18 protein-coding genes are annotated in these 20,571 nt (G+C 51.5%); 14 read left to right on the top strand and 4 right to left on the bottom strand.

The features are described from left to right. The first annotated feature begins 5 nt into the window (after positions 1-5). Entirely contained in the window at positions 6-1,421 is a 1,416-nt protein-coding gene (locus tag BLP55_RS14895) for a glycogen synthase (RefSeq protein ID WP_091146450.1), read from the top strand. Positions 1,422-1,423: 2 nt separating this feature from the next. Beyond that, the gene (locus BLP55_RS14890) at positions 1,424-2,695 is read left to right on the top strand and encodes a glucose-1-phosphate adenylyltransferase (protein WP_091146446.1); all 1,272 of its coding nucleotides are present in this window, start codon (positions 1,424-1,426) and stop codon (positions 2,693-2,695) included. Between the two features lie 65 nt (positions 2,696-2,760). Here the strand turns inward: BLP55_RS14890 and BLP55_RS14885 are convergent, their stop codons facing one another. Together BLP55_RS14885 and BLP55_RS14880 are read right to left on the bottom strand one after the other, a co-directional pair. Continuing rightward, positions 2,761-3,105, bottom strand: coding sequence for a c-type cytochrome (locus tag BLP55_RS14885; RefSeq protein ID WP_091146519.1), 345 nt, complete (start codon positions 3,103-3,105; stop codon positions 2,761-2,763). Between the two features lie 98 nt (positions 3,106-3,203). After that, on the bottom strand, positions 3,204-4,136 hold the full coding sequence (locus BLP55_RS14880; RefSeq protein WP_091146515.1) for a peptidylprolyl isomerase: 933 nt from the start codon (positions 4,134-4,136) through the stop codon (positions 3,204-3,206). Between the two features lie 356 nt (positions 4,137-4,492). On the opposite strand from BLP55_RS14880, the gene trmD reads away from it, so the two are divergent. From trmD to BLP55_RS14825, 11 genes are all read left to right on the top strand, one after another. Next, positions 4,493-5,167: a tRNA (guanosine(37)-N1)-methyltransferase TrmD gene (gene trmD / locus BLP55_RS14875; RefSeq protein WP_091146512.1), complete on the top strand. Its 675-nt coding sequence runs from the start codon at positions 4,493-4,495 to the stop codon at positions 5,165-5,167. Further along, a complete protein-coding gene (locus tag BLP55_RS14870; protein WP_091146443.1) occupies positions 5,168-5,536 on the top strand; it encodes a hypothetical protein in 369 nt (122 codons plus the stop codon). A gap of 70 nt (positions 5,537-5,606) precedes the next feature. Beyond that, on the top strand, positions 5,607-6,455 hold the full coding sequence (locus BLP55_RS14865) for an HAEPLYID family protein (protein ID WP_091146439.1): 849 nt from the start codon (positions 5,607-5,609) through the stop codon (positions 6,453-6,455). A gap of 103 nt (positions 6,456-6,558) precedes the next feature. Continuing rightward, on the top strand, positions 6,559-6,948 hold the full coding sequence (locus BLP55_RS14860; RefSeq protein WP_091146508.1) for a hypothetical protein: 390 nt from the start codon (positions 6,559-6,561) through the stop codon (positions 6,946-6,948). Further along, a complete protein-coding gene (locus BLP55_RS14855; RefSeq protein WP_091146435.1) occupies positions 6,948-9,467 on the top strand; it encodes a DUF4132 domain-containing protein in 2,520 nt (839 codons plus the stop codon). Before BLP55_RS14860 ends, BLP55_RS14855 begins: the two co-directional genes overlap by 1 nt. Further along, complete coding sequence (locus tag BLP55_RS14850) at positions 9,467-10,174, top strand: HesA/MoeB/ThiF family protein (protein ID WP_091146432.1); 708 nt, start codon at positions 9,467-9,469, stop codon at positions 10,172-10,174. Before BLP55_RS14855 ends, BLP55_RS14850 begins: the two co-directional genes overlap by 1 nt. A 460-nt stretch (positions 10,175-10,634) precedes the next feature. After that, complete coding sequence (gene rplS / locus BLP55_RS14845) at positions 10,635-10,985, top strand: 50S ribosomal protein L19 (RefSeq protein WP_091146428.1); 351 nt, start codon at positions 10,635-10,637, stop codon at positions 10,983-10,985. 197 nt (positions 10,986-11,182) lie between these two features. Then, on the top strand, positions 11,183-13,402 hold the full coding sequence (locus BLP55_RS14840) for an NADP-dependent isocitrate dehydrogenase (protein WP_091146423.1): 2,220 nt from the start codon (positions 11,183-11,185) through the stop codon (positions 13,400-13,402). A gap of 74 nt (positions 13,403-13,476) precedes the next feature. Next, complete coding sequence (locus BLP55_RS14835) at positions 13,477-15,363, top strand: T9SS type B sorting domain-containing protein (RefSeq protein ID WP_139149726.1); 1,887 nt, start codon at positions 13,477-13,479, stop codon at positions 15,361-15,363. Positions 15,364-15,511: 148 nt separating this feature from the next. Continuing rightward, positions 15,512-17,893, top strand: a complete 2,382-nt coding sequence (locus tag BLP55_RS14830) for a TonB-dependent receptor (RefSeq protein ID WP_091146417.1) — start codon at positions 15,512-15,514, stop codon at positions 17,891-17,893. Positions 17,894-17,896: 3 nt separating this feature from the next. Then, positions 17,897-18,724, top strand: a complete 828-nt coding sequence (locus tag BLP55_RS14825; RefSeq protein ID WP_091146413.1) for a DUF4249 domain-containing protein — start codon at positions 17,897-17,899, stop codon at positions 18,722-18,724. Positions 18,725-18,778: 54 nt separating this feature from the next. Here the strand turns inward: BLP55_RS14825 and BLP55_RS14820 are convergent, their stop codons facing one another. Further along, positions 18,779-19,432 carry a hypothetical protein gene (locus BLP55_RS14820; protein ID WP_091146409.1) on the bottom strand — a complete coding sequence of 218 codons (654 nt, stop codon included), beginning with the start codon at positions 19,430-19,432 and terminating at the stop codon, positions 18,779-18,781. 78 nt (positions 19,433-19,510) lie between these two features. Here BLP55_RS14820 and nudK point away from each other — a divergent pair, with 78 nt between their 5' ends. Continuing rightward, positions 19,511-20,083, top strand: coding sequence for a GDP-mannose pyrophosphatase NudK (gene nudK, locus BLP55_RS14815; protein ID WP_091146404.1), 573 nt, complete (start codon positions 19,511-19,513; stop codon positions 20,081-20,083). A gap of 184 nt (positions 20,084-20,267) precedes the next feature. Here the strand turns inward: nudK and BLP55_RS14810 are convergent. Further along, a partial coding sequence (locus tag BLP55_RS14810; protein ID WP_170826884.1) for an IS3 family transposase occupies positions 20,268-20,571 on the bottom strand: 304 nt, incomplete at its 5' end.

Genomic DNA, 20,571 nt, shown 5'->3' with positions numbered 1-20,571 from the left:
AAATTATGGAATTGTTTCACCTCAGCGCCGAATGTTATCCAGTCGCCAAAGTAGGCGGACTGGCCGACGTGGTGGGCGCATTGCCCAAATACCAGAACCAGGCCGGACATGCCGCCAAAGTGGTCGTACCGGGTTATGACAACAAGTTCACCAACGAAAACCAGTTCGACCACGTGCACCACGGCCGTTTGCGGTTGGGTCAGTTTGTGTTCGATTACGATGTGTTGCGCGAAAAGACCAACAAACTGGGTTTCGAATTGTACCTGATCGCCATCCCGCAATTGTTCGACCGCCCGAATGTGTATTCGTATGAAGACGATACCGAAAGGTTCCTCGCCTTCCAGATCGCGTTCTTGAATTGGCTCATAGAAACCAACCAGCGGCCCGATTTGATCCATTGCCACGACCACCATGCGGGGCTTGTCCCGTTCATGGTTTCGCACTGCTACAATTACGAACCGCTGCGCAACGTCCCCACGGTGCTTACGATCCACAACGGGCAATACCAGGGTTGGTTCGGGTTCGATAAAATCGACTACCTGCCCGATTTTGACCGCTGGCGTACGGGTTTTTTGGAATGGAACGGCATCGTCAATCCGTTGGCATCGGCCATCAAATGCGCGTGGAAAGTCACGACCGTGTCGCCGAGCTACCTCAACGAGATCAGCGAATCGGCCAACGGGCTCGAGACTTTGCTCCGGTTCGAACGCCCAAAATCTGTCGGGATTTTGAACGGTATCGACACCCAGGTATGGGACCCAAAAACCGACCCGATGCTCGAGCACCATTACAACGTCAAAAATTTCAAGGCCGGGAAAACCAAGAACAAAAAGTTCCTGTGCGAACAGTTCAACCTCGATCCAAACAAGCCTTTGTTTACATTCATCGGACGGCTCGTTGGTGAAAAAGGCGCCGATTTGCTCCCGCAAATGTGCAGCGTCGCGCTCAACGCCAACCCCGGCGAAATCAACATCCTGATCCTGGGTTCTGGCGATCCGGGCGTCGAGGCGGCCCTGCAAGGCCTGCAACATTTTTACCACGGCTATTACAACGCCTACATCGGCTACAACGAAAAACTGGCGCACCTGTGCTATGCGGGCGCCGACTTTTTGCTGATGCCCTCGCGCGTAGAACCTTGTGGGCTTAACCAAATGTATGCGCTGCGTTACGGGACGATCCCTATCGTGCGTCGTACGGGCGGTTTGCGCGACACCGTGCGCGACATCGGCGACGGCGGATTCGGCATTTGCCACGACCAGACGAGCGTATTCGACGTGAACCATTCGGTAACCCGCGCCATCGATTTGTTTCATGACCAGAAGCGTTTCGACGAGGCGCGCCAGACCGCCATGCACATCGACCATTCGTGGGAACGCGCCGCGCAACAGTACATCCAACTTTACGAATCCATCATCTATTAGTTATGAACAACGATATTCTAGCCATCATCCTCGGCGGCGGGCAAGGCTCGCGACTCGCGCCGCTTACCGAAAGCCGTTCCAAGCCAGCTGTTCCCATCGGCGGCAAATACCGATTGGTAGACATCCCGATCTCGAACTGCATCAATTCGGACATCAAACGCATGTTCGTGCTCACGCAATTCAACTCGGCGTCGCTCAACCAGCACATCAAGAACACGTACCAGTTCAGTACGTTCAGCCGCGCGTTCGTCGACATCCTTGCCGCCGAACAAACGCCGGACAACCAAGGATGGTTTCAAGGCACCGCCGATGCAGTACGCCAATGCATGCCGCACTTCCTGAACCATGATTTCGACCTCGCCCTGATCTTGTCCGGGGATCAATTGTACCAGATGAATTTCAACGAAATGATTCAAGCGCACAAAGACGCGGGTGCATCGATCACGATTGCGACTTTGCCGGTGACGGCCAAGGAAGCTCCAGAATTTGGGATCCTCAAGACCAATAATGAAAGTGTCATCACCTCGTTCATCGAAAAACCAAGGGCCGATTTGTTGCCCGAATGGACGTCTGAAACCAGCGCCGAAATGCAACAGTGCGGACGCAACTACCTGGCGTCGATGGGAATCTACATCTTTAACCGCGACCTGCTCATCGAACTGATGTCGAACCCCGACACCAAGGATTTTGGCAAGGAAATCATCCCGCAATCGATCGACAAGCAAAATGTGTTGAGCTATCAGTATGAAGGCTATTGGACCGACATCGGAAACATCGACTCGTTTTTCGAGGCCAACCTTGGGCTCACCGATGAAATTCCGAACTTTAATTTGTTCGATGAAAAAAACCGCGTCTATACCAGACCGCGCATCCTGCCGCCGAGTAAGGTAACCGGTTCGACGACGATTACCCAATCGGTGATTGCAGAGGGCTGCATCTTAGACCACTGCTACATCGAACATTCGGTAGTAGGGATTCGTGCCCGCATCGGACGCGATTCCCAAATCAAGGACAGTTATTTGATGGGCGGCGATTTTTACCAGAGCATCGACGAATTGCGATCGAACGTAGAAAGCGGCATCATCCCGATTGGCATCGGCCAGCGGTGCAAGATCAACCACACCATCGTAGACAAGAATTGCCGCATCGGCAACGACGTGACGCTCAACGGCGGGCCGCACCAACCCGACCGCAACGAAAAGCTATTTACGGTCAAGGACGGCATCATCGTCGTCAAAAAAGGGGCGACCATCCCGGATGGATTTACCGTTTAACAGCACTTTCAGCCCATAAAAAAAGCACTCCTTCACGAGTGCTTTTTTATTTATCCAAAATTTCGTTATTGCATATCCGCAAGGATGTAGGCGTAAATTTCCTCGCGCTGCTGGTCGTCTATCTTGGCCTTGATTTGCATGGACTTCAAGATGGGTACCCATTGTTGCGCGCTAAAATCGCTTGGCTTGAACAGCGGATGGCATTGCGCGCATTTGTTTTCGTAGAGTACTTTGGCCGCAACCAAATCGACCGCGACTGGTGCGGCAGGTGTAGCATTGGATGTTGTAGCATCTGGCGAATCCATCCGTGGCGGAACTTGCACCGGATCTTTGGCCTTGACGGCAATTCTTGGCCCGCACGAGAAAATCAATGCCGCGAACACGGCGGCGGTAAGTAATCTTAATTTCATGGTTGTTGCTAATTGTCGGTTTTGCCTCATGGCTTAGGGTAAAAATAAAAAAATCCCGATAACTTTTACCGAGATTTGATTTATTTGGCTTGAACTTATTACTTGACGTCCATCAATTCGACGTCAAAAATGAGCGTTGCGTTGGGCGGAATCACGCCACCTGCACCGCGCGCACCATAGCCCAGGTGCGACGGGATCACGAAACGCGCCTTATCGCCTACCTGCAAAAGCGCGATGCCTTCGTCCCAGCCTTCGATCACATGGCCTTGCCCGAGCGGAAACTCGATTGGTTTTTTGCGCGAATACGAATTGTCGAAGATCTTGCCGTTCTCGAGCTGCCCCGAATAATGCACCGATACGGTTTTGCCGTTTTCGGCTTTCTTGCCGTTGCCTTTGTTGATGAATTGGTAACGCAATCCAGAATTTGTCTTTTCGAACCCGGCGGCAAGCTGCTCCATTTTCTTTTCGGCGGCTTCGCGCTCGGCAGCCTCGCGTTTGGCGCGTGAACCTTCGAACGTACGGAACGCTTCGACGGCATTCCATTTTTGCGCGTCTTCGCCTACGCGGATGATTTCGACCGAATCCATGGTGTCGCCTTGTGCAACGGCATCGACCACGTCCTGGCCTTCGACCACGTTGCCGAATACGGTGTGCTTGTCATCGAGCCAAGGCGTTGCGACGTGCGTGATGAAAAATTGCGAACCGTTGCTACCCGGACCTGCATTGGCCATCGACAACACACCCGGCGTGTCGTGGCGCAAATCGGGATGGAATTCATCGTCGAACTGGTAACCCGGACCGCCCGATCCTGTCCCGTTCGGGTCGCCGCCCTGGATCATGAAATCAGGAATCACACGGTGAAATTTGAGCCCGTTGTAATACGGCGTGCCTTGCGGCTTGGCGTTGTTTTCGAGGTTTCCTTCGGCCAGGGCGACAAAGTTACCGACCGTTCCCGGTGTTAAATCGTGGGTGAGTTTGACCAAAATTGTACCTTTTGTGGTGTTGAATTTGGCGTATATTCCGTTTTCCATGTTGTTGATTTTAAATTTGAGCGTCAAAATTACGATTTTTTTTGACGGCGATTTAACGATTTGGCGCGAATTTATGACCATGCCCTAGCCCGGATAGCAGCGGAAATCCTTTTGCTTGAGGAACGAATGCAAAAGATTGCAGCGGATAGCCGGATTAGCTCCTGAAAAAGTTAATGTGGCAATTCGTTAATTTGTTGATTCGATTGGATGCGAACTTCGTAACTTTGCCTCTTAATATTTTGAATATCGTCTGTCCTTTGTTTTTCGTCTTCGTCCTTCGTCCTTCGTCTTTCGACTTTCGACTTTCGACTTTCGACATTGCTTTCGACGTTCGACGTTCGACGTTCGACTTAAAAATGAGAATCGACATCATCACCGTCCTACCCGAATTACTCCGTAGCCCGTTCGAGGCTTCGATCATGAAACGCGCCATCGACAAAGGGCTTGTCGAAGTGCATTTCCACAACCTGCGCGATTATACTTTGAACAAACAAAAAAGTGTCGACGACTACCAATTTGGCGGCGGTGCGGGCATGGTGATGATGATCCAGCCCATCGACGATTGCATCGCCAAACTCAAATCGGAACGCGATTACGACGAAGTGATTTACATGACGCCCGACGGCGAAACGTTGAACCAGCAAATGGCCAACCGCATGTCGTCGTTCGAAAACATCATCATCCTTTGCGGGCATTACAAAGGCGTCGACCAACGCGTGCGCGACCAGTTTATTACGAAGGAAATTTCGATCGGGGATTATGTTTTGAGCGGTGGGGAATTGGGTGCGATTGTTCTGAGCGATGCGCTGATCCGATTGATTCCGGGTGTTTTGAGCGACGAAACTTCGGCATTGACCGATTCGTTCCAAGACAATTTGCTCGCACCGCCCGTTTACACGCGCCCGGCGGAATACAAAGGTTGGAAAGTGCCCGATGTGCTGCTCTCTGGCCACGCGGCCAAGATCGACAAATGGCGCGAGGACATGGCTTATGAACACACCAAAAACCGCAGACCCGATTTGCTCGAATAAATGAAAGATCTGTTGTTGCGCTATACAAGCCTGTTCCTTGCGTTCTACCTGCTCAACTGCAGTGTGGATGCGCCCGATGCGTTGCGTTGCAATACCAAGGAAAATCTGACTTATAATGAGCAGGAAAGCATCGTCGAACTTGTGGTCGAAAAAGCGCTTGGGTTTGACAACGCCATTGCCGAGTATGACGACACCGATGCCGACAACGAAACGTCTTTCAAAAAAACTTTTTCGGTAGATTTTTACCTGTTGCCTGTGGCGGTGGCGATGCCCGTAATTCATCGATTTGCGCGAGCCGAGCCGATGACGGGTTTCCCTCCTACCATTACCCACATTTCCGAAACCCACTGCCCGCCACCCGAAGCCTGATGGTTTAATTCCGCTTACGGACGCTGCTTTTGCGGCGCCATTTGTCATGTTTTAACTTAAAACCATCTTTATGATTTCAAAATTGTATGGCGCCGTGCTTTTGGCGCTGATCACACCATGCGTAATAGTTGCGCAAACCGACGATAAAATAATCCGCGACAGTTTGTTTGTTTATGAAGTACAGGAGACCGTCGAACCCGACAAAGTCCTGCACGCCGAACCGCTCTACATTGATTTGATTCGCGATTTGGGCGCGCGCAAAGGCGAACGCGAATGGAACGTGGGTTTCGGGCTGACCGATAAGAACAAATACGACGAATACACGGCGCTGGTCGAATACGAATGGGCGCCCATCAACCGGTTGGGGCTCGAGGTCGAATTGCCTTTTTCGATGTACTATTCCAATTCCGATGCGAAAGCGCCGGCGAGTGCACTCAACAGCCTCAAGATGGCCGCGCAGTATTCCTTTTTTGTGTCGCAAAAATACAAGACGTCGATGGCCATCGGCTATATCCACGAATTCGAACTTCCTACGTTCCGCGATTACGGCCCATCGAAATTGGTTACGGGAAATGTCTACAATCCGTTCTTTGTCGCGGCCAAACGCTGGGGCAACAACTTCCATACGTTGCTGTACACGGGCCCGCAGTTTGCGCACCATTTCGACAATGGACACGTCGAAACCACCTGGCAAATCAACTCGAATTTCCACTACATGATTCCGGGAACGCGCAATTTCATCGGCGTCGAATTTAACAAGGAATTATACGATGGCGATTTCGACATGACAATCCGGCCACAGATGCGCGTGGGCGTTACGGAACAGTTACTCGTCGGGATCGTTACGGGCATTCCGATCAGCCGCGAAAACGAGCGGTTCAGTAGTTTCCTGCGGTTGATTTATGAGCCCAAACATTAATTGTTGGTGGTTGATGGGCGTCGTCGAAGACGCCCCATCGACACCAAAATTGCCGACGGAAATTCATCCAAAAGTCGTATTTTCACACCATAAAACGCGCAATATGACCATCACCATAAAAGACGAAACGTTCGCGGGGAAAATCCTGAACGAAATCACGCTGCAGTTCCAATCGGAAACCGTTACAGTAAAAGACATCATCACGGGCCGCGTGACCCAGGAAGTGGAACACTACAACCAAAAACTCGGTGGCCTTTTCAACGGGCTCGTCGAACCTACCGATGCCGAGAAAACCATCAACGGCTACAAACTCAAACCCAAGAAAACCATCGATGCCGAAAAGCAAGTATACATCGCGCTCGAGGCATTCTTGAAAAATGGTTATTTTGTGCTGATCGACAACATCCAATCGGAATCGCTCGAGCAACAGGTTTTGCTGACCGGTTCGACCACGGTGAGTTTCGTCAAACTGACCCCACTAATCGGCGGCTGATGGGCATTTTCGACAATCTTAAAAGCCTTTTCGGCAATTCCAACGCTGGCGGGCTACAACACTATCCCGATAAATTGGCGGCCGAAGCCAAAGCCAACGGCAAGGATTATTGGAATTTCAAAATCAGCGAATTGCCGTCGTATGCCGAATTCACGCAACTGGATGACCGGCAAAAAATCGAACTACTGCACCTGACGATCGTCAAAAGCCACCAACAGGAAAACCAGCAACGCACCGATTATACGGCACGCCACGTGCACGAGGAACTCATCAAGGCGGTGGTACGCAGCAAAACGGTATTCACCGACGACGACATTGCCGCCATCATCAACAGTTTCATCAAACACGCGCGCTACGGTTTGGTCGCCTATCATTTTTGGCCCATCGCGCCATTCATCGTCAATATCGCCAAACAACGCGAACAAAACCCGATGCCGTTTGCACCAGAAGCCAAGGCGGCCTTTGAACGGCTTAAGGCCAATACCAATTCCTATCAATACAGTGACAAGGAAGGCGAAAAGTTGGTTTCTAAAATCGATGCGCTGCTCTTTTTGACGCAAAACGAAAAAGGCGCCATCAAGCCAGTGGTGTTCATCGGCGACGATGCCCTTTCGCATTTTGCCAACCCGCAACTGCTGGCGTTGCCGAACAAGGAAAAGGAGATTTGGTACCGTATTCTTGCGGCGGCCCAAAAAGCCAGCGGCGGCAAACCATCGGCCAAATATTTGTCCGAAGCCAAGAAAATGATTGCCGAACTCGGCGGGCAAAAGTTTGGCGAAAAAGTCAAAGGATGGTTCGATTTCATCGTCCAGAACAAAGACGAGTTTACCAACGATGGCGTGATTTTAAAGGTTTCTGCCATCAACCAGGATGCGGTCAAAGGGCTCGTTTGGATGGCATCGCAGGTCGATGATCTAGAAATTTTACAGACGATTGCCGCGCTCACCGAACGCAGCTTTGCAAAAGTCCCGCAGTTCGGTTCGACGTATGTATCAATCGGCAACGCGTGTTTGTTTGCGCTCTACAAATCGGGCAAGCTCGAAGGCATCGGCCATTTGTCGCGGCTCAAATTGCGCATCAAACTCAGCAACGCGCTCAAGGCCATCGAGAAGTACATGGAGGAAGCCGCAGCCGAACAAGGCATGACGGTGTATGAAATAGAGGATTTGGCGGTTTCTGATTTTGGGCTCGTCGATGGCAAACGGACGTGGCATTTTGACGATTACCGAGCCGAAGTGTCGATTTCTGGCATCGGCAAAACCGAAACCAAATGGATCAAACCCGATGGTACGTTGCAGAAAACCGTCCCCGCTTTCGTCAAGGACAAACACGACGACGACTTCAAGGACTTGAAAAATACGGCCAAGCAAATGGAGGTTACGGTAACCGCCCAGCGCGATCGCGTAGACCGTATGTTGCGCTCCGACCGTAGGATGGCTTGGGCACATTTTGAAAAATACTATGTCAACCACGGATTGATGTCCTATCTGACGCACAATTTGATTTGGGATTTTGCCGATGGCGGAACGACCCAAACGGTGTTGTTTTACAATGGCCAATGGCAAACCAACAAAGGCCAAGCCGTAAAGCCCACGCCCCAAACAAGCGTTTCCTTGTGGCATCCGGTGGTTTCCAGTGTGGATACCATCAAGACCTGGCGCGACTTTTTGACCGAACACCAAATCGTGCAGCCGCTCAAACAGGCGTTCCGCGAGGTCTATCTTTTGACCGATGCCGAAGCCAGCACCAAAAACTACAGCAACCGCATGGCCGCGCACGTCTTGAAACAACACCAATTCAACCAGCTCGCCAAGACACGCGGCTGGAAATATTCGTTGTTGGGTGCGTTCGACGACGGACGCGAAAACGGTACGGCCGAGCTTATCTTAAACGAATACGGATTGCAGGCCGAATATTGGGTCAACGAAATCAATGCCGAAGAGGCCTACAACGACACCGGCATCTGGAACTACGTGGCCACCGACCAGGTTCGGTTTACGCGGCTCGACGGCGGCGAAACAATCGATCTGATCGACGTTCCGGTCAAACCGTTTTCTGAAATCATGCGCGATGTCGATTTGTTTGTGGGTGTGGCCAGCGTGGGCAACGACCCTGCTTGGCAAGACACGGGTGGCGTTCCGGCCTACCGCAATTACTGGCAGGCGTATTCGTTTGGCGATTTGAGCGAGACGGCCAAGATGCGCAAGGAAATCTTGACGAATCTGGTACCGCGGCTCAAGATCAGTAAAGTGGCCGAAATAAGGGACAAATTTCTGGTCGTGCAAGGCAAATTACGGACGTACAAAATCCACATCGGCAGCACCAATATTTTGATGGAGCCCAACGACCAATACCTGTGCATCGTCCCGGATCGGAAAACCAAAGATGTGACCGAAAACGTTTATTTGCCGTTTGAAGGCGACAACGGACTGTCGGTTGTGTTGTCTAAAGCATTCCTGCTCGCCGACGACGACAAGATCACCGACCCTACCATCATTTCGCAACTCAAGATGCGCTGATGCCACGGTATTTCCAACAAAATATCGTGCCTGAAATGGGCTTGGCCGGACGCGAAAAATTGAAGTCGGCCAAAGTGCTCATCGTCGGCGCGGGCGGGCTCGGAACACCGGTGGCGGTGGCGCTCAACGCAGCCGGCGTTGGTAAGATTGGGATAGCGGATGGCGATGTGGTTGAAGAATCGAATTTGGCGCGACAGTTTTTGTTTCAGCCGGATGAAATCGGACATTTGAAAGTCGAGACGCTGGCAGACAAGCTTCGGTTGCAAAATCCAGACACCCACGTTGTTACTTTTCCTGTATTTCTTTCTCACGAAAACATAGCTGAAATCGCACGTGATTTTGACCTGGTTTGCGATTGCACCGACAACGCTGCCGCGCGGCTGTTGATCGACCGCTACTGTAAGGAAAACCAAAAACCGCTCGTTTATGCCGCGGTTCGTGATTGGCACGGCTATGTTACGGTTTTTCACCATCGGCAAAAGGTTGCATTGAACGACATTTTTGCGGCGGTCGATTTTGAAACGGCTGCCGAAAATTGTGCAATTTCGGGAATCATCAACACGACATGCGGGATTGCGGGGAATTTGCAGGCCAATGAGGTTTTGAAAATCATCCTCGGTTTACCGGGTTTGCTTGATGGAAACATTTTATGCTTTAACAGCCTTGATATGGTTTTTAGGAGGTTTAGAATCAGGCCGCAATTGTAATTCTTGAACTATACAGATTTTCTGTAACAGACCAATCTTGAAAATTTGTATTTTTACTGTAGGGAAGGGGGCTATGAAGGTATCCCCTACCGAAATAAAAAATAGCTTGGATACAGAAAATCTGTATATTTTATAAAAACTTTTTGCGTATGGCGTTGGTTGCCGACGGAATTCGTTTTCTGACTTTCGATAATCTGGCGAATGTATCGGCGTTTGTGGATTAGCCCAATCGATACGACAACGCCCTAGCCCGGATGGCAGCGGCATCCTTTTGTTCCGCTTCTTTAGCGGACAAAAGATACAGCGTACAGCCGGAACAAGCTCCTAATCTTCAAAAAATCAAAATTTTGGATTTTGGAACTTGTTTTTTGGATTTTTTCACTACATTTGCGCCCACATTAGACCAACCTCTGACGAAACTCGTGAACGTTGCTCCGATTTAAACCTTAAACCATTAGTCATGGCAGATTTAATGAAATTCGTACAGGACGAATTAATCGCAAAGAAAGATTTCCCGGAATTTGGAGCCGGAGACACCATCACCGTGTATTACGAAATCAAGGAAGGTGAAAAAACAAGAACGCAGTTTTTCAAAGGCGTAGTAATCCAAAGACGTGGCGCTGGCGCTACCGAAACGTTCACCATCCGCAAAATGTCTGGTGCTGTTGGCGTGGAGCGTATCTTCCCGATCAACTTGCCTGCGTTGCAAAAAATCGAAATCAACAAAACCGGCCACGTTCGTAGAGCACGTATCTTCTACTTCCGCGAACTTACCGGCAAGAAAGCGAAAATCAAAGACAGAAGAAGATAATTCGCAGATACTTTTCAAAAATCCCGTTCGGCACCGAGCGGGATTTTTTTTGCTTTGCCGTAGCGATTTTGGCTCTTTTTGCGAAATCGGCAAAATTTTAACCGCGTATTGTCAAATCGGCAAATCAAACGATTTCGCGCCGCCAAAACAATCAATCTCCTTATATTTGTAGCACTACAAACGAATTACAACAAACCATGTCAAACGCAAAGATTTTATATACGATTACCGACGAAGCGCCCATGCTCGCCACGCATTCTTTCCTCCCGATTGTTCAAGCTTTTACCGCGCCGGCCGGCATTTCGGTCGAAACCAGGGACATTTCGCTTGCGGGCCGTATCATCGCCAACTTCTCGGATGTATTGCCGCCCAACCAACAAGGCAAGGACGATTTGGCCGAACTCGGCAAACTGGCCACTACACCAGAGGCCAACATCATCAAACTCCCAAACATCTCGGCTTCGGTCCCGCAATTGAAGGACGCGATCGCCGAATTACAGGCCAAGGGTTATGCCCTGCCCGATTTTCCTGAAAATCCACAAACCGACGAAGAAAAAGCGACACGGGCAAGATACGCCAAAGTGTTGGGATCGGCGGTAAATCCAGTTTTGCGCGAAGGCAATTCAGACCGTCGTGCGCCCAAAGCCGTCAAAAATTACGCGCGCAAAAACCCTCATTCGATGGGAGCCTGGAGCGCCGACTCGAAAACACATGTTTCAAGCATGACCGGCGGCGATTTCTACGGCAGCGAAACCTCGGTGGTTATTCCCCAAGCCACGACATTCAGCATTGAATTCACCGACGCAAGCGGCAACAAAAAAACCTTGCGCGAAGCCAAGCCGTTGCAGGCGGGTGAAGTACTCGATTCATCGGTGCTCAGCGTCACCGAACTCAAAAAATTCATCACCGAACAAGTGGCCGATGCCAAAGCCAAGAACGTTTTGTTCTCGGTACATTTGAAGGCGACGATGATGAAGGTGTCCGACCCGATTATTTTTGGCGCGGTCGTAGACGTGTTCTTCGCGTCCGTGTTTGAAAAATACGCCGATTTGTTCAAGGAACTCGGCATCAACACCAAGAACGGTTTTGGCGATGTGCTCGACAAGATTGCCGGACATCCGAAAGAAGCCGAAGTATTGGCCGCGATTGACCAGGCATTCCAAAACGGACCGGCCGTCGCCATGGTCAACTCAGACAAAGGCATCACCAATTTGCATGTGCCGTCCGATGTAATCGTCGATGCCTCGATGCCTGCGATGATCAGGACCTCGGGCCAAATGTGGAACAAAGACGGCAAAGGCCAGGACACCAAAGCCATCATCCCCGATCGTTCGTATGCGGGCGTTTACGTGGCCACCATCGACTTCTGCAAAAAACACGGCGCGTTCGACCCTAAAACCATGGGCAGCGTACCCAACGTAGGACTCATGGCGCAAGCTGCCGAAGAATACGGCTCGCACGACAAAACCTTCCAAATCGAAGCCGACGGAACCGTACAGGCGATTGACGGCAACGGAAAGGTACTGTTGGAACAAAAAGTCAAGAAAGATGATATTTTCAGGATGTGCCAGACCAAGGACGCACCCATCCGCGACTGGGTCAAACTGGCTGTCAACCGCGCCAGATTGTCGGACACCCCGGCGGTTTTTTGGCTCGACGAGCAGCGTGCGCACGACCGCAACCTGATCGAAAAAGTCAACACTTACCTGAAAGACCACGATACGAGCGGCTTGGACATCCGCATCCTCGACCCGATCGCCGCGACCAATTTCTCGCTCGAGCGCATCAAGGACGGCAAGGACACGATTTCGGTCACCGGCAACGTGTTGCGCGATTATTTGACCGATTTGTTCCCGATTTTGGAACTCGGCACCTCGGCCAAAATGCTTTCGATCGTACCGCTGATGAACGGCGGCGGATTGTTCGAAACCGGCGCGGGTGGATCGGCGCCTAAACACGTCGAGCAATTTATCGAGGAAGGTTATTTGCGTTGGGACTCGCTCGGCGAATTCCTCGCACTCGGCGTATCGCTCGAACACTTGGGCCAGACGCAAAACAACGCCAAGGCGGCGGTGTTGTCGGAAACGCTCGACCAGGCCAACGAGAAATTCCTCGAAAACGACAAATCGCCTGCGCGCAAAGTAGGCCAAATCGACAACCGCGGTTCGCATTTTTACCTTGCGCTGTATTGGGCACAAGCCCTTGCAAGCCAAAACACCGATGCCGGGTTGAAGCAAGTATTTACCCCTATCGCTGCGGCGCTCACCGAAAACGAAGCCCAAATCAACGCCGAACTGATCGGCGCGCAAGGCAGCAAGCAGGACATCGGCGGCTACTACAAACCGGCCACCGACAAGACCAACCAAGCCATGCGCCCAAGTGCTACCTTGAACAAGGTGTTGGCTGCATTGGCCTAATCGCTTTACAACCTATTTTTAAAAGGCGGTCGGTTCGGCCGTCTTTTTTATACCGATTTGTTTTGAAAAAACTGATGTTTCTTTTGCTTACCGTATACTGTTGCCTGCCTTTGCGGGCGCAGCTCGGCTTTTGTACAGGCAGCAAGGGCAATCCGATTTTTTTCGAAAACTTTGGCAGCGGCACCAATTTCGGTCCGCCGCTTCCTGCCGGAACCACTACCTACGATTATATACCCAGTATTCCCGAGGACGGCGAGTACACCTTGCACTACATGAACGCGTTCAACGGGTCCTGGCATAACGTACCCGACCACACCTTTGACGAAGCGCCCGACGGGACCAACGGCAAGGCGCTCATCGTCAATGCAAGCACCACGCCCGGCGAATTCTACCGGCGTGTGGTGACGGGTTTGTGCGTGAACACCAGTTTTGAATTTTCGGCCTGGGTGATGAACATCTACGATGCGGGATCGGGTGCTTGCAGCGGCAGCGGCATCCCGATAGACGTGACTTTTGAGATTTGGGATGCGACCGAAACGACATTGCTCCGTACGGGCAGCACCGGCCCAATCGCCGGCACGACCAATCCCGTCTGGATACAGTATGGTCTAGTGTTCACGACACAACCCGGGCAAACCTCGGTGGTGCTCAAAATGAAGAACAATGGCGCAGGCGGTTGTGGCAACGATTTGGCCATAGACGACATCGCGTTCCGTTCTTGCGGCGACCATGCCAGCATTGGTACTTCTTTGGGGCCGGGCGCAAGATTGGATGTTTGCGAGATTTCGTTACCGCTGACCGTTCCGCTCGAGTTGTCGATCTCGAACCTGACCCCACACGTGTTCCAATGGCAGGAAAGTACCGACGCCAGCATATGGACCAACATTGTCGGGCAAAACCTGATCAACTATACGGCACCTATTACGGCCACGCGTTTCTACCGCGTGATCATTGCACAGGACGCGGCCAATTTGGCCAACCCCTATTGCTATACGATTTCGGACATCTTTTCGGTCGTGGTCACACCAAGGCCCGCCGCACCTACGAGCGATGGCGACGTTTCGGCCTGCAGCAATGATGTAATCCCGCCTTTGTCGGTTTCGAACCCGATTGGCACCACGACCGATTGGTACGACGCGGCCTCGGGCGGCAACCTTTTGCTTGCAGGCTCGAACGCTTTTTCGGCGACGACACCGGGCACCTATTATGCCCAAGCGCGCAACACCTTGGCCGATTGCCCGAGCGCGACGCGAACCGCCGTGGCACTTACCGTCATTCAAGCGCCACAGCTGACCGACGAGGCATTCGATTTGTGCGAAGGCGATACGTTGACGCTCGACGCGGGACTTCCCGGGCTGGCCTACCAATGGTCTACGGGAGAGGCGACGCAAACCATTCAAGTCGATTCGGGCGATTCCGAGCCCACCACCTACACCGTCACGGTGACCGGCGCGGGCGGATGCACGGCCACCAAGTCGATCGTGGTGCACTACTTTCGAAACCCCAAAATTCTTTCGATCGACGTTAACGAAGACACCGTGGTGATTGGTGCAAGCCTCGACACCAATTCGCCCACCGAATATTCGATAGACGGTATCCACTACCAGCAAAGTCCTGTTTTTAACGACGTCCCGGGCGGTTTTGTGACGGGCTATGTTCGCGCGATCAACGGTTGCGGCCAAGATGCGATGGACACATTTGTGCTATCGGTGCCCAAATACTTCACACCCAATGCCGATGGCTATGCCGATTTGTTTGACATCCATGAGTTGACGCTGTTCCCCAATGCGCGGCTCGATGTGTTCGATCGTTTCGGCAAGTTGCTCAAACGCCTGAATGCCGCCGATCCTGTTTGGGACGGTATGTTCGAAGGCAAACCCTTGCCCGCATCGGACTACTGGTACCACATCCTGTTGGACAACGGCATGGAGCGACGCGGTCATTTTACACTCAAGCGCTAACCAAACCTTCACAACATTTTAGTCGACACGCCGTTTGGTGTAGTAATCGCTTGGTAAAACGTAAAAAAAATGTTAATAATTTCTTACAACCGGATTTGGTGAAATCTTTTCTCCGAAATTCGCGTGCAAATCATTCAATCAATCATTTATGAACAAAATCCAATCAACACTGTTGATGTTCCTGATTGTGGTATCATCCGCATTCGCGCAGGAACAAAAGAAATTTACGCTTAGCGGCACCATTACCGACACGCGAAGCAACGAAACCCTGATCGGCGCGAGCATCTTCCTGCCCGAGATCAAAGCCGGGACCACCACCAACGAATACGGCTTTTACTCGATCACCATTCCCGAAGGGACCTACAAGGTCAACATCAGCTACCTGGGCTATGTGATCCAGGAGCAAACGGTCGATTTGCGCCAGAACACCAAAAACAATTTTACGCTCACGCCCGAGGAAGAACAGCTCGAAGAGGTGGTCATCGAATCGGACGAACGCAAGGCCACCAACATCCGCAAGGCCGAGATGAGCGTCAACAAACTCTCGATGGCGACCATCAAGAAAATGCCCGTGGTGATGGGCGAAACCGACGTACTCAAATCGATCCTGATGCTGCCCGGCGTGACCAATGCGGGCGAAGGCGCCTCGGGTTTCAACGTGCGCGGCGGCGCGGCCGACCAGAATTTGATTTTGCTCGACGAGGCGTCGATCTTTAATTCGTCGCATTTGTTCGGGTTCTTTTCGGTGTTCAACCCCGATGCGATCAAGGACATGAAACTCTACAAGGGCGGGATCCCGGCGCGTTACGGCGGACGCGCGTCGTCGGTACTCGACATTTATCAGAAAGACGGCAACAGCAAGGACTTCCATATGAACGGTGGCATCGGGCTGATTTCGAGTCGTTTGCTCGCCGAGGGGCCCATCGTCAAAGACCGCGGATCGTTTTTGATTGGTGGACGCGCCTCGTACATGCACCTGTTCATGACGCTCAGCGACAACCAGAACAGCGCGTATTTTTACGACCTCAACGCCAAACTGAGCTACAAGCTCAACGCCAACAACAGCTTGTACATCAGCAGTTACTTTGGCCGCGACGTGTTCAGCATTGCCGACAGTTTCGAGAACACCTATGGCAATGCAACGTTCAACATGCGCTGGAACCACCTGTTCTCGGACAAGTTGTTTTCGAACCTGTCGCTCATATACAGTGACTTTTACTACGGACTCGATCTGGATTTCCTGGGGCTCAAGTGGAATTCGAGCATCAAGAATTACAACCTCAAGTACGATTTCAAGAATTACATCTCGGACGATTTCCGTTTGCATTACGGGGCCAACGCGATCTACTACGACTTCAATCCAGGCAAGGTTGAACCCATTGACGAATATTCGGGCATCAACCCAGACCAGCTCCAAAAGAAAAAAGCGTTCGAACCCGCCATTTACATCGACGCCGAACACGATCTGGGCAAGCGCTTCTCGTTGTCTTACGGGTTGCGTTACAGTTTGTTCTACCGATTGGGCACCTCGGACATCAATGTGTACACCAACAACCAGGCAGTGGTGTTCAACCGCGACCTGCAGATTTACGAAAAGGCCAAGCCGATCGGCTCGGTACACTACGGCAAAAACGAGACGGTGGCCGATTTCAGCAATTTCGAACCGCGCGCGGCTTTGTCGTTCCTGCTCGATGACAACCAATCGGTCAAGGCCAGCTACAACCGCCTTGTACAATATCTGCAACTGATTTCGAACACGGCCTCGCCTACGCCGCTCGACGTTTGGACGCCCAGCGACAACTTCATCAAGCCGCAGAAAATGGACCAGTACGCAATCGGGTATTTCCGCAATTTCAAGGACAACGAATACTCGCTCGAAGTCGAATCGTTTTACAAGACCGTCAAAAACCGATTGGACTACATAGACGGCGCCGATTTGATCGCCAACGACGCCATCGAACAAGTGGTGCTCAACGGCGAGATGCGCGCCTACGGACTCGAGGTGTTGTTGCGCAAAAACGAAGGCAGGCTCAACGGTTGGATCGCCTATACCCTATCCAAGTCGGAGCAACGCACACCGGGCCGCACCTGGTTCGAGACGGGCATCAACAACGGGCAATGGTACAGCACGGGCTACGACAAGACGCACAACCTGGCCGTGACCGGATCGTACAAATACACCGACAAATGGACGTTCGGGGCCAACTTTGCCTTGCAGACGGGCCAACCGGTGACCTATCCCGACGGCTCCTACCAATACCAGGGCATTACCGTGGCGAACTACGGATTGCGCAACGAAGACCGTTTGCCGGCATACCATCACCTCGATATTTCGGCCACTTTCGTACCCAAGCCGAGCAAGAAAAAAGGCTGGCAGAGCGAGTGGGTGTTTAGCATCTACAACATTTACAACCGTCAGAATTCGGCGTACATCTCGTTCCGCCAGAATGTGCAGAACAGCTACAACGAAGCCGTCAGGCTGTCTATTTTTGGGATCGTTCCCGGCGTGAGTTACAACTTTAAATTTTAAGACATGAAACCGATATACATTTACCTGACCCTGCTGCTTTCGCTGACGTTTGTCGGATGCGAAGAAGTGGTCGACGTAGACACCAAAACCGCACCGCCAAGACTGGTGGTGGATGCATCCCTGCAATGGGAAAAAGGAACCGCGGGCAACGAACAAAAGATCAAGCTCACGATGACGACCAACTTTTACAACACCATACCGCCCGTGGTTTCGGGCGCGACCGTGTATGTGACCAACAGCGCGAGCACCGTGTTCAACTTTATTGAAACGCCGGGCACGGGCGAGTATGTGTGCAGCTCGTTTGTCCCTGAAATCGGCGAAAGCTATACGCTGACCGTGGAACACAACGGACGCACGATCACCGCCACCGAAGCGATGATGCCCGTGCCTGCCATCGACTACATCGCGCAGGAAACGATCCCTGGTTTTGAAGGCGAAGAAGAACAGATCCAGTTCAAGACCTATTTTACCGACAACGGCACGACCAACGACTATTATTTGATGCGGTTCCAGAGTTCGGTGACCGCCATCCCCGAATACATTGCCGTAGACGACGAGTTCTTCCAGGGCAACCAGGTCTTTGGACTTTACCTCAACGCCGACCTCGAGCCGGGCGGGTTGCTGGGCGTGAAACTGTATGGTATTTCGCAGCGTTACTTCAACTACATGGAAAAACTGATCAGCATATCCTATGGCGCCGGGCCGTTCGCGACCCCGGCGGGTGTACTGCGCGGCAACATGGTCAACACGACCAATCCCGACGATTATGTGCTGGGGTATTTTAGCGTGACCGAGACATCCTCACAAGTGTATACGGTAGGGCCTTACTAGAAAGAAAGAAAGAAAGAAAGAAAGAAAGAAAGATGGGTTAACGCCCATCTTTTTTTATTCTTTGATCACCATGTACGAGGCCTTGAAACCCGTGCCCAAATCCCAGTGGTTGGCGGCGATGACGTTGCCCTTATCGTCGATGATGCGGAACGTGGCCGTGTTGGGCGCATAAAGTCCTTCGTTGAGCGCCTCGAAGTCGATCTTGTTGAAACCCTTGGCCAGGTTGATGCGCAATTGTTTGTAGTCGTAGCCGAGAAACATCGGTGATTTCTCGACCGTGCCGTTGACGAGCAGTTTGACCTCGTCGCCGTCCACCGAAGCGCCACCGTCGCGGTACAGCACGAGCAAGTATTCGGATTGCGTCTTGATTTCGCCCAGGTCGATGTTGCGCCTAAACTGGCTCATGTCGATGTTCGCACCGCCCTCGGCCATCAGTTTTTTGTTGAGTTTGTCTTTGTAGACATCGCCCGGATTGGCAAATTGTTGCGTGGCCATGTCGACTTCTTTTTCGGGGATCGTACTTTTGGGCGCAGCGGTAGGCTTGTCTTTGTTGAACACATTGGGCGTATACACCGACGGCGCGCTGGACGGTGCCCCCATGTTGATCCCCCCGACAGGTGCCAGCGAATTGTTCTTGTTCAGGAATTCATTTTGCGCGCGCAAATGAAAGACCGGCAACAACAAAAGCAAATAAAAGACGTTTCTCATCGGGACGGGTTTATCGCCATAAATGTAAGCCATTTAGCGACAAGCGCCTTCCTTTTATTATTTTTTTATCATTTAACCATGCACATCAACATCAAAAAATCGGAACTGTTATCGGACAACTGGTACATCCTCAAAAAAATCACCTACGAACTCCAAAAGCCCGACGGCGCGGTCGAAACGCAAATACGCGAAGTGTACGACCGTGGCAATGGCGCGACCATACTGCTGTACAACAAAACGCAACGCACCGTCGTACTCACGCGGCAGCTGCGCATCCCGACGTACCTTAACGGCAACCCGTCGGGCATGATGATCGAAAGCTGCGCAGGCCTGCTCGACCAGGACAACGCCGAGGATTGCATCCGCCGCGAAACCGAGGAGGAAACGGGCTATCGTATCGAAAACGTCCAACATCTTTTTAAGGTGTACATGTCGCCGGGCTCGGTGACCGAAACCATCGACTTTTTTGTGGGCGAATATACACAAGACATGAAAACGGGCGAAGGCGGCGGGCTCGACCACGAACAGGAAAACATCGAGGTGCTCGAGCTCGGGTTCGAAGCGGCGCTGAAAATGATTGGCGGCGAGATCAAGGACGCCAAGACGATCATGTTACTGCAGTGGGCGCAGATCAATGGGTTGATGGGTTGATCGGCTTGCGTAAATGCGCTGTACCCGCGTCCCGAGTTTTCAAAAAAACGTTTGACGAGAAAATGCTTGAACAAAAAAGCCGTGTGAACCATTTTATAAATCTGTTGTAAAAAATCTGTTGTGATTTTTTTACAACAGATTTTTCACAACAAAAAAGTAGACTGCACCCAAAAGTTTAGACAAGTTAATAATTACATTGATAATGATGAACCCGATATTGTGTCGGGCTCATTCCATTTAAATTCAGTTTAATCCTGTCATTGTTATAATAATTGATGTACTCTTTTATCTCATGCCTTAAATGGTCTATTGACCTGAACTTATCGATGTAATAAAGTTCACATTTAAGTATCCCGAAGAAGTTTTCGATTACGGCATTATCCAGGCAGTTTCCTTTTCGGGACATGCTTTGTGTGATGCCATTTTGCTTCAGCAGTCTTTGGTACTGTTTCATCTGGTACTGCCAGCCCTGATCCGAGTGCAGGATT

It is taken from the genome of Flavobacterium caeni (assembly GCF_900101895.1).
GTDB lineage: Bacteria > Bacteroidota > Bacteroidia > Flavobacteriales > Flavobacteriaceae > Flavobacterium > Flavobacterium caeni.
This window is presented reverse-complemented; position numbering and strand designations above follow the sequence as displayed.

Coding starts and splice junctions, on each gene's coding strand:
- BLP55_RS14895 (WP_091146450.1), top strand. CDS start 6: ATGGAATTGTTTCACCTCAGCGCCGAATGTTATCCAGTCGCCAAAGTA.
- BLP55_RS14890 (WP_091146446.1), top strand. CDS start 1,424: ATGAACAACGATATTCTAGCCATCATCCTCGGCGGCGGGCAAGGCTCG.
- BLP55_RS14885 (WP_091146519.1), bottom strand. CDS start 3,105: ATGAAATTAAGATTACTTACCGCCGCCGTGTTCGCGGCATTGATTTTC.
- BLP55_RS14880 (WP_091146515.1), bottom strand. CDS start 4,136: ATGGAAAACGGAATATACGCCAAATTCAACACCACAAAAGGTACAATT.
- trmD (WP_091146512.1), top strand. CDS start 4,493: ATGAGAATCGACATCATCACCGTCCTACCCGAATTACTCCGTAGCCCG.
- BLP55_RS14870 (WP_091146443.1), top strand. CDS start 5,168: ATGAAAGATCTGTTGTTGCGCTATACAAGCCTGTTCCTTGCGTTCTAC.
- BLP55_RS14865 (WP_091146439.1), top strand. CDS start 5,607: ATGATTTCAAAATTGTATGGCGCCGTGCTTTTGGCGCTGATCACACCA.
- BLP55_RS14860 (WP_091146508.1), top strand. CDS start 6,559: ATGACCATCACCATAAAAGACGAAACGTTCGCGGGGAAAATCCTGAAC.
- BLP55_RS14855 (WP_091146435.1), top strand. CDS start 6,948: ATGGGCATTTTCGACAATCTTAAAAGCCTTTTCGGCAATTCCAACGCT.
- BLP55_RS14850 (WP_091146432.1), top strand. CDS start 9,467: ATGCCACGGTATTTCCAACAAAATATCGTGCCTGAAATGGGCTTGGCC.
- rplS (WP_091146428.1), top strand. CDS start 10,635: ATGGCAGATTTAATGAAATTCGTACAGGACGAATTAATCGCAAAGAAA.
- BLP55_RS14840 (WP_091146423.1), top strand. CDS start 11,183: ATGTCAAACGCAAAGATTTTATATACGATTACCGACGAAGCGCCCATG.
- BLP55_RS14835 (WP_139149726.1), top strand. CDS start 13,477: ATGTTTCTTTTGCTTACCGTATACTGTTGCCTGCCTTTGCGGGCGCAG.
- BLP55_RS14830 (WP_091146417.1), top strand. CDS start 15,512: ATGAACAAAATCCAATCAACACTGTTGATGTTCCTGATTGTGGTATCA.
- BLP55_RS14825 (WP_091146413.1), top strand. CDS start 17,897: ATGAAACCGATATACATTTACCTGACCCTGCTGCTTTCGCTGACGTTT.
- BLP55_RS14820 (WP_091146409.1), bottom strand. CDS start 19,432: ATGAGAAACGTCTTTTATTTGCTTTTGTTGTTGCCGGTCTTTCATTTG.
- nudK (WP_091146404.1), top strand. CDS start 19,511: ATGCACATCAACATCAAAAAATCGGAACTGTTATCGGACAACTGGTAC.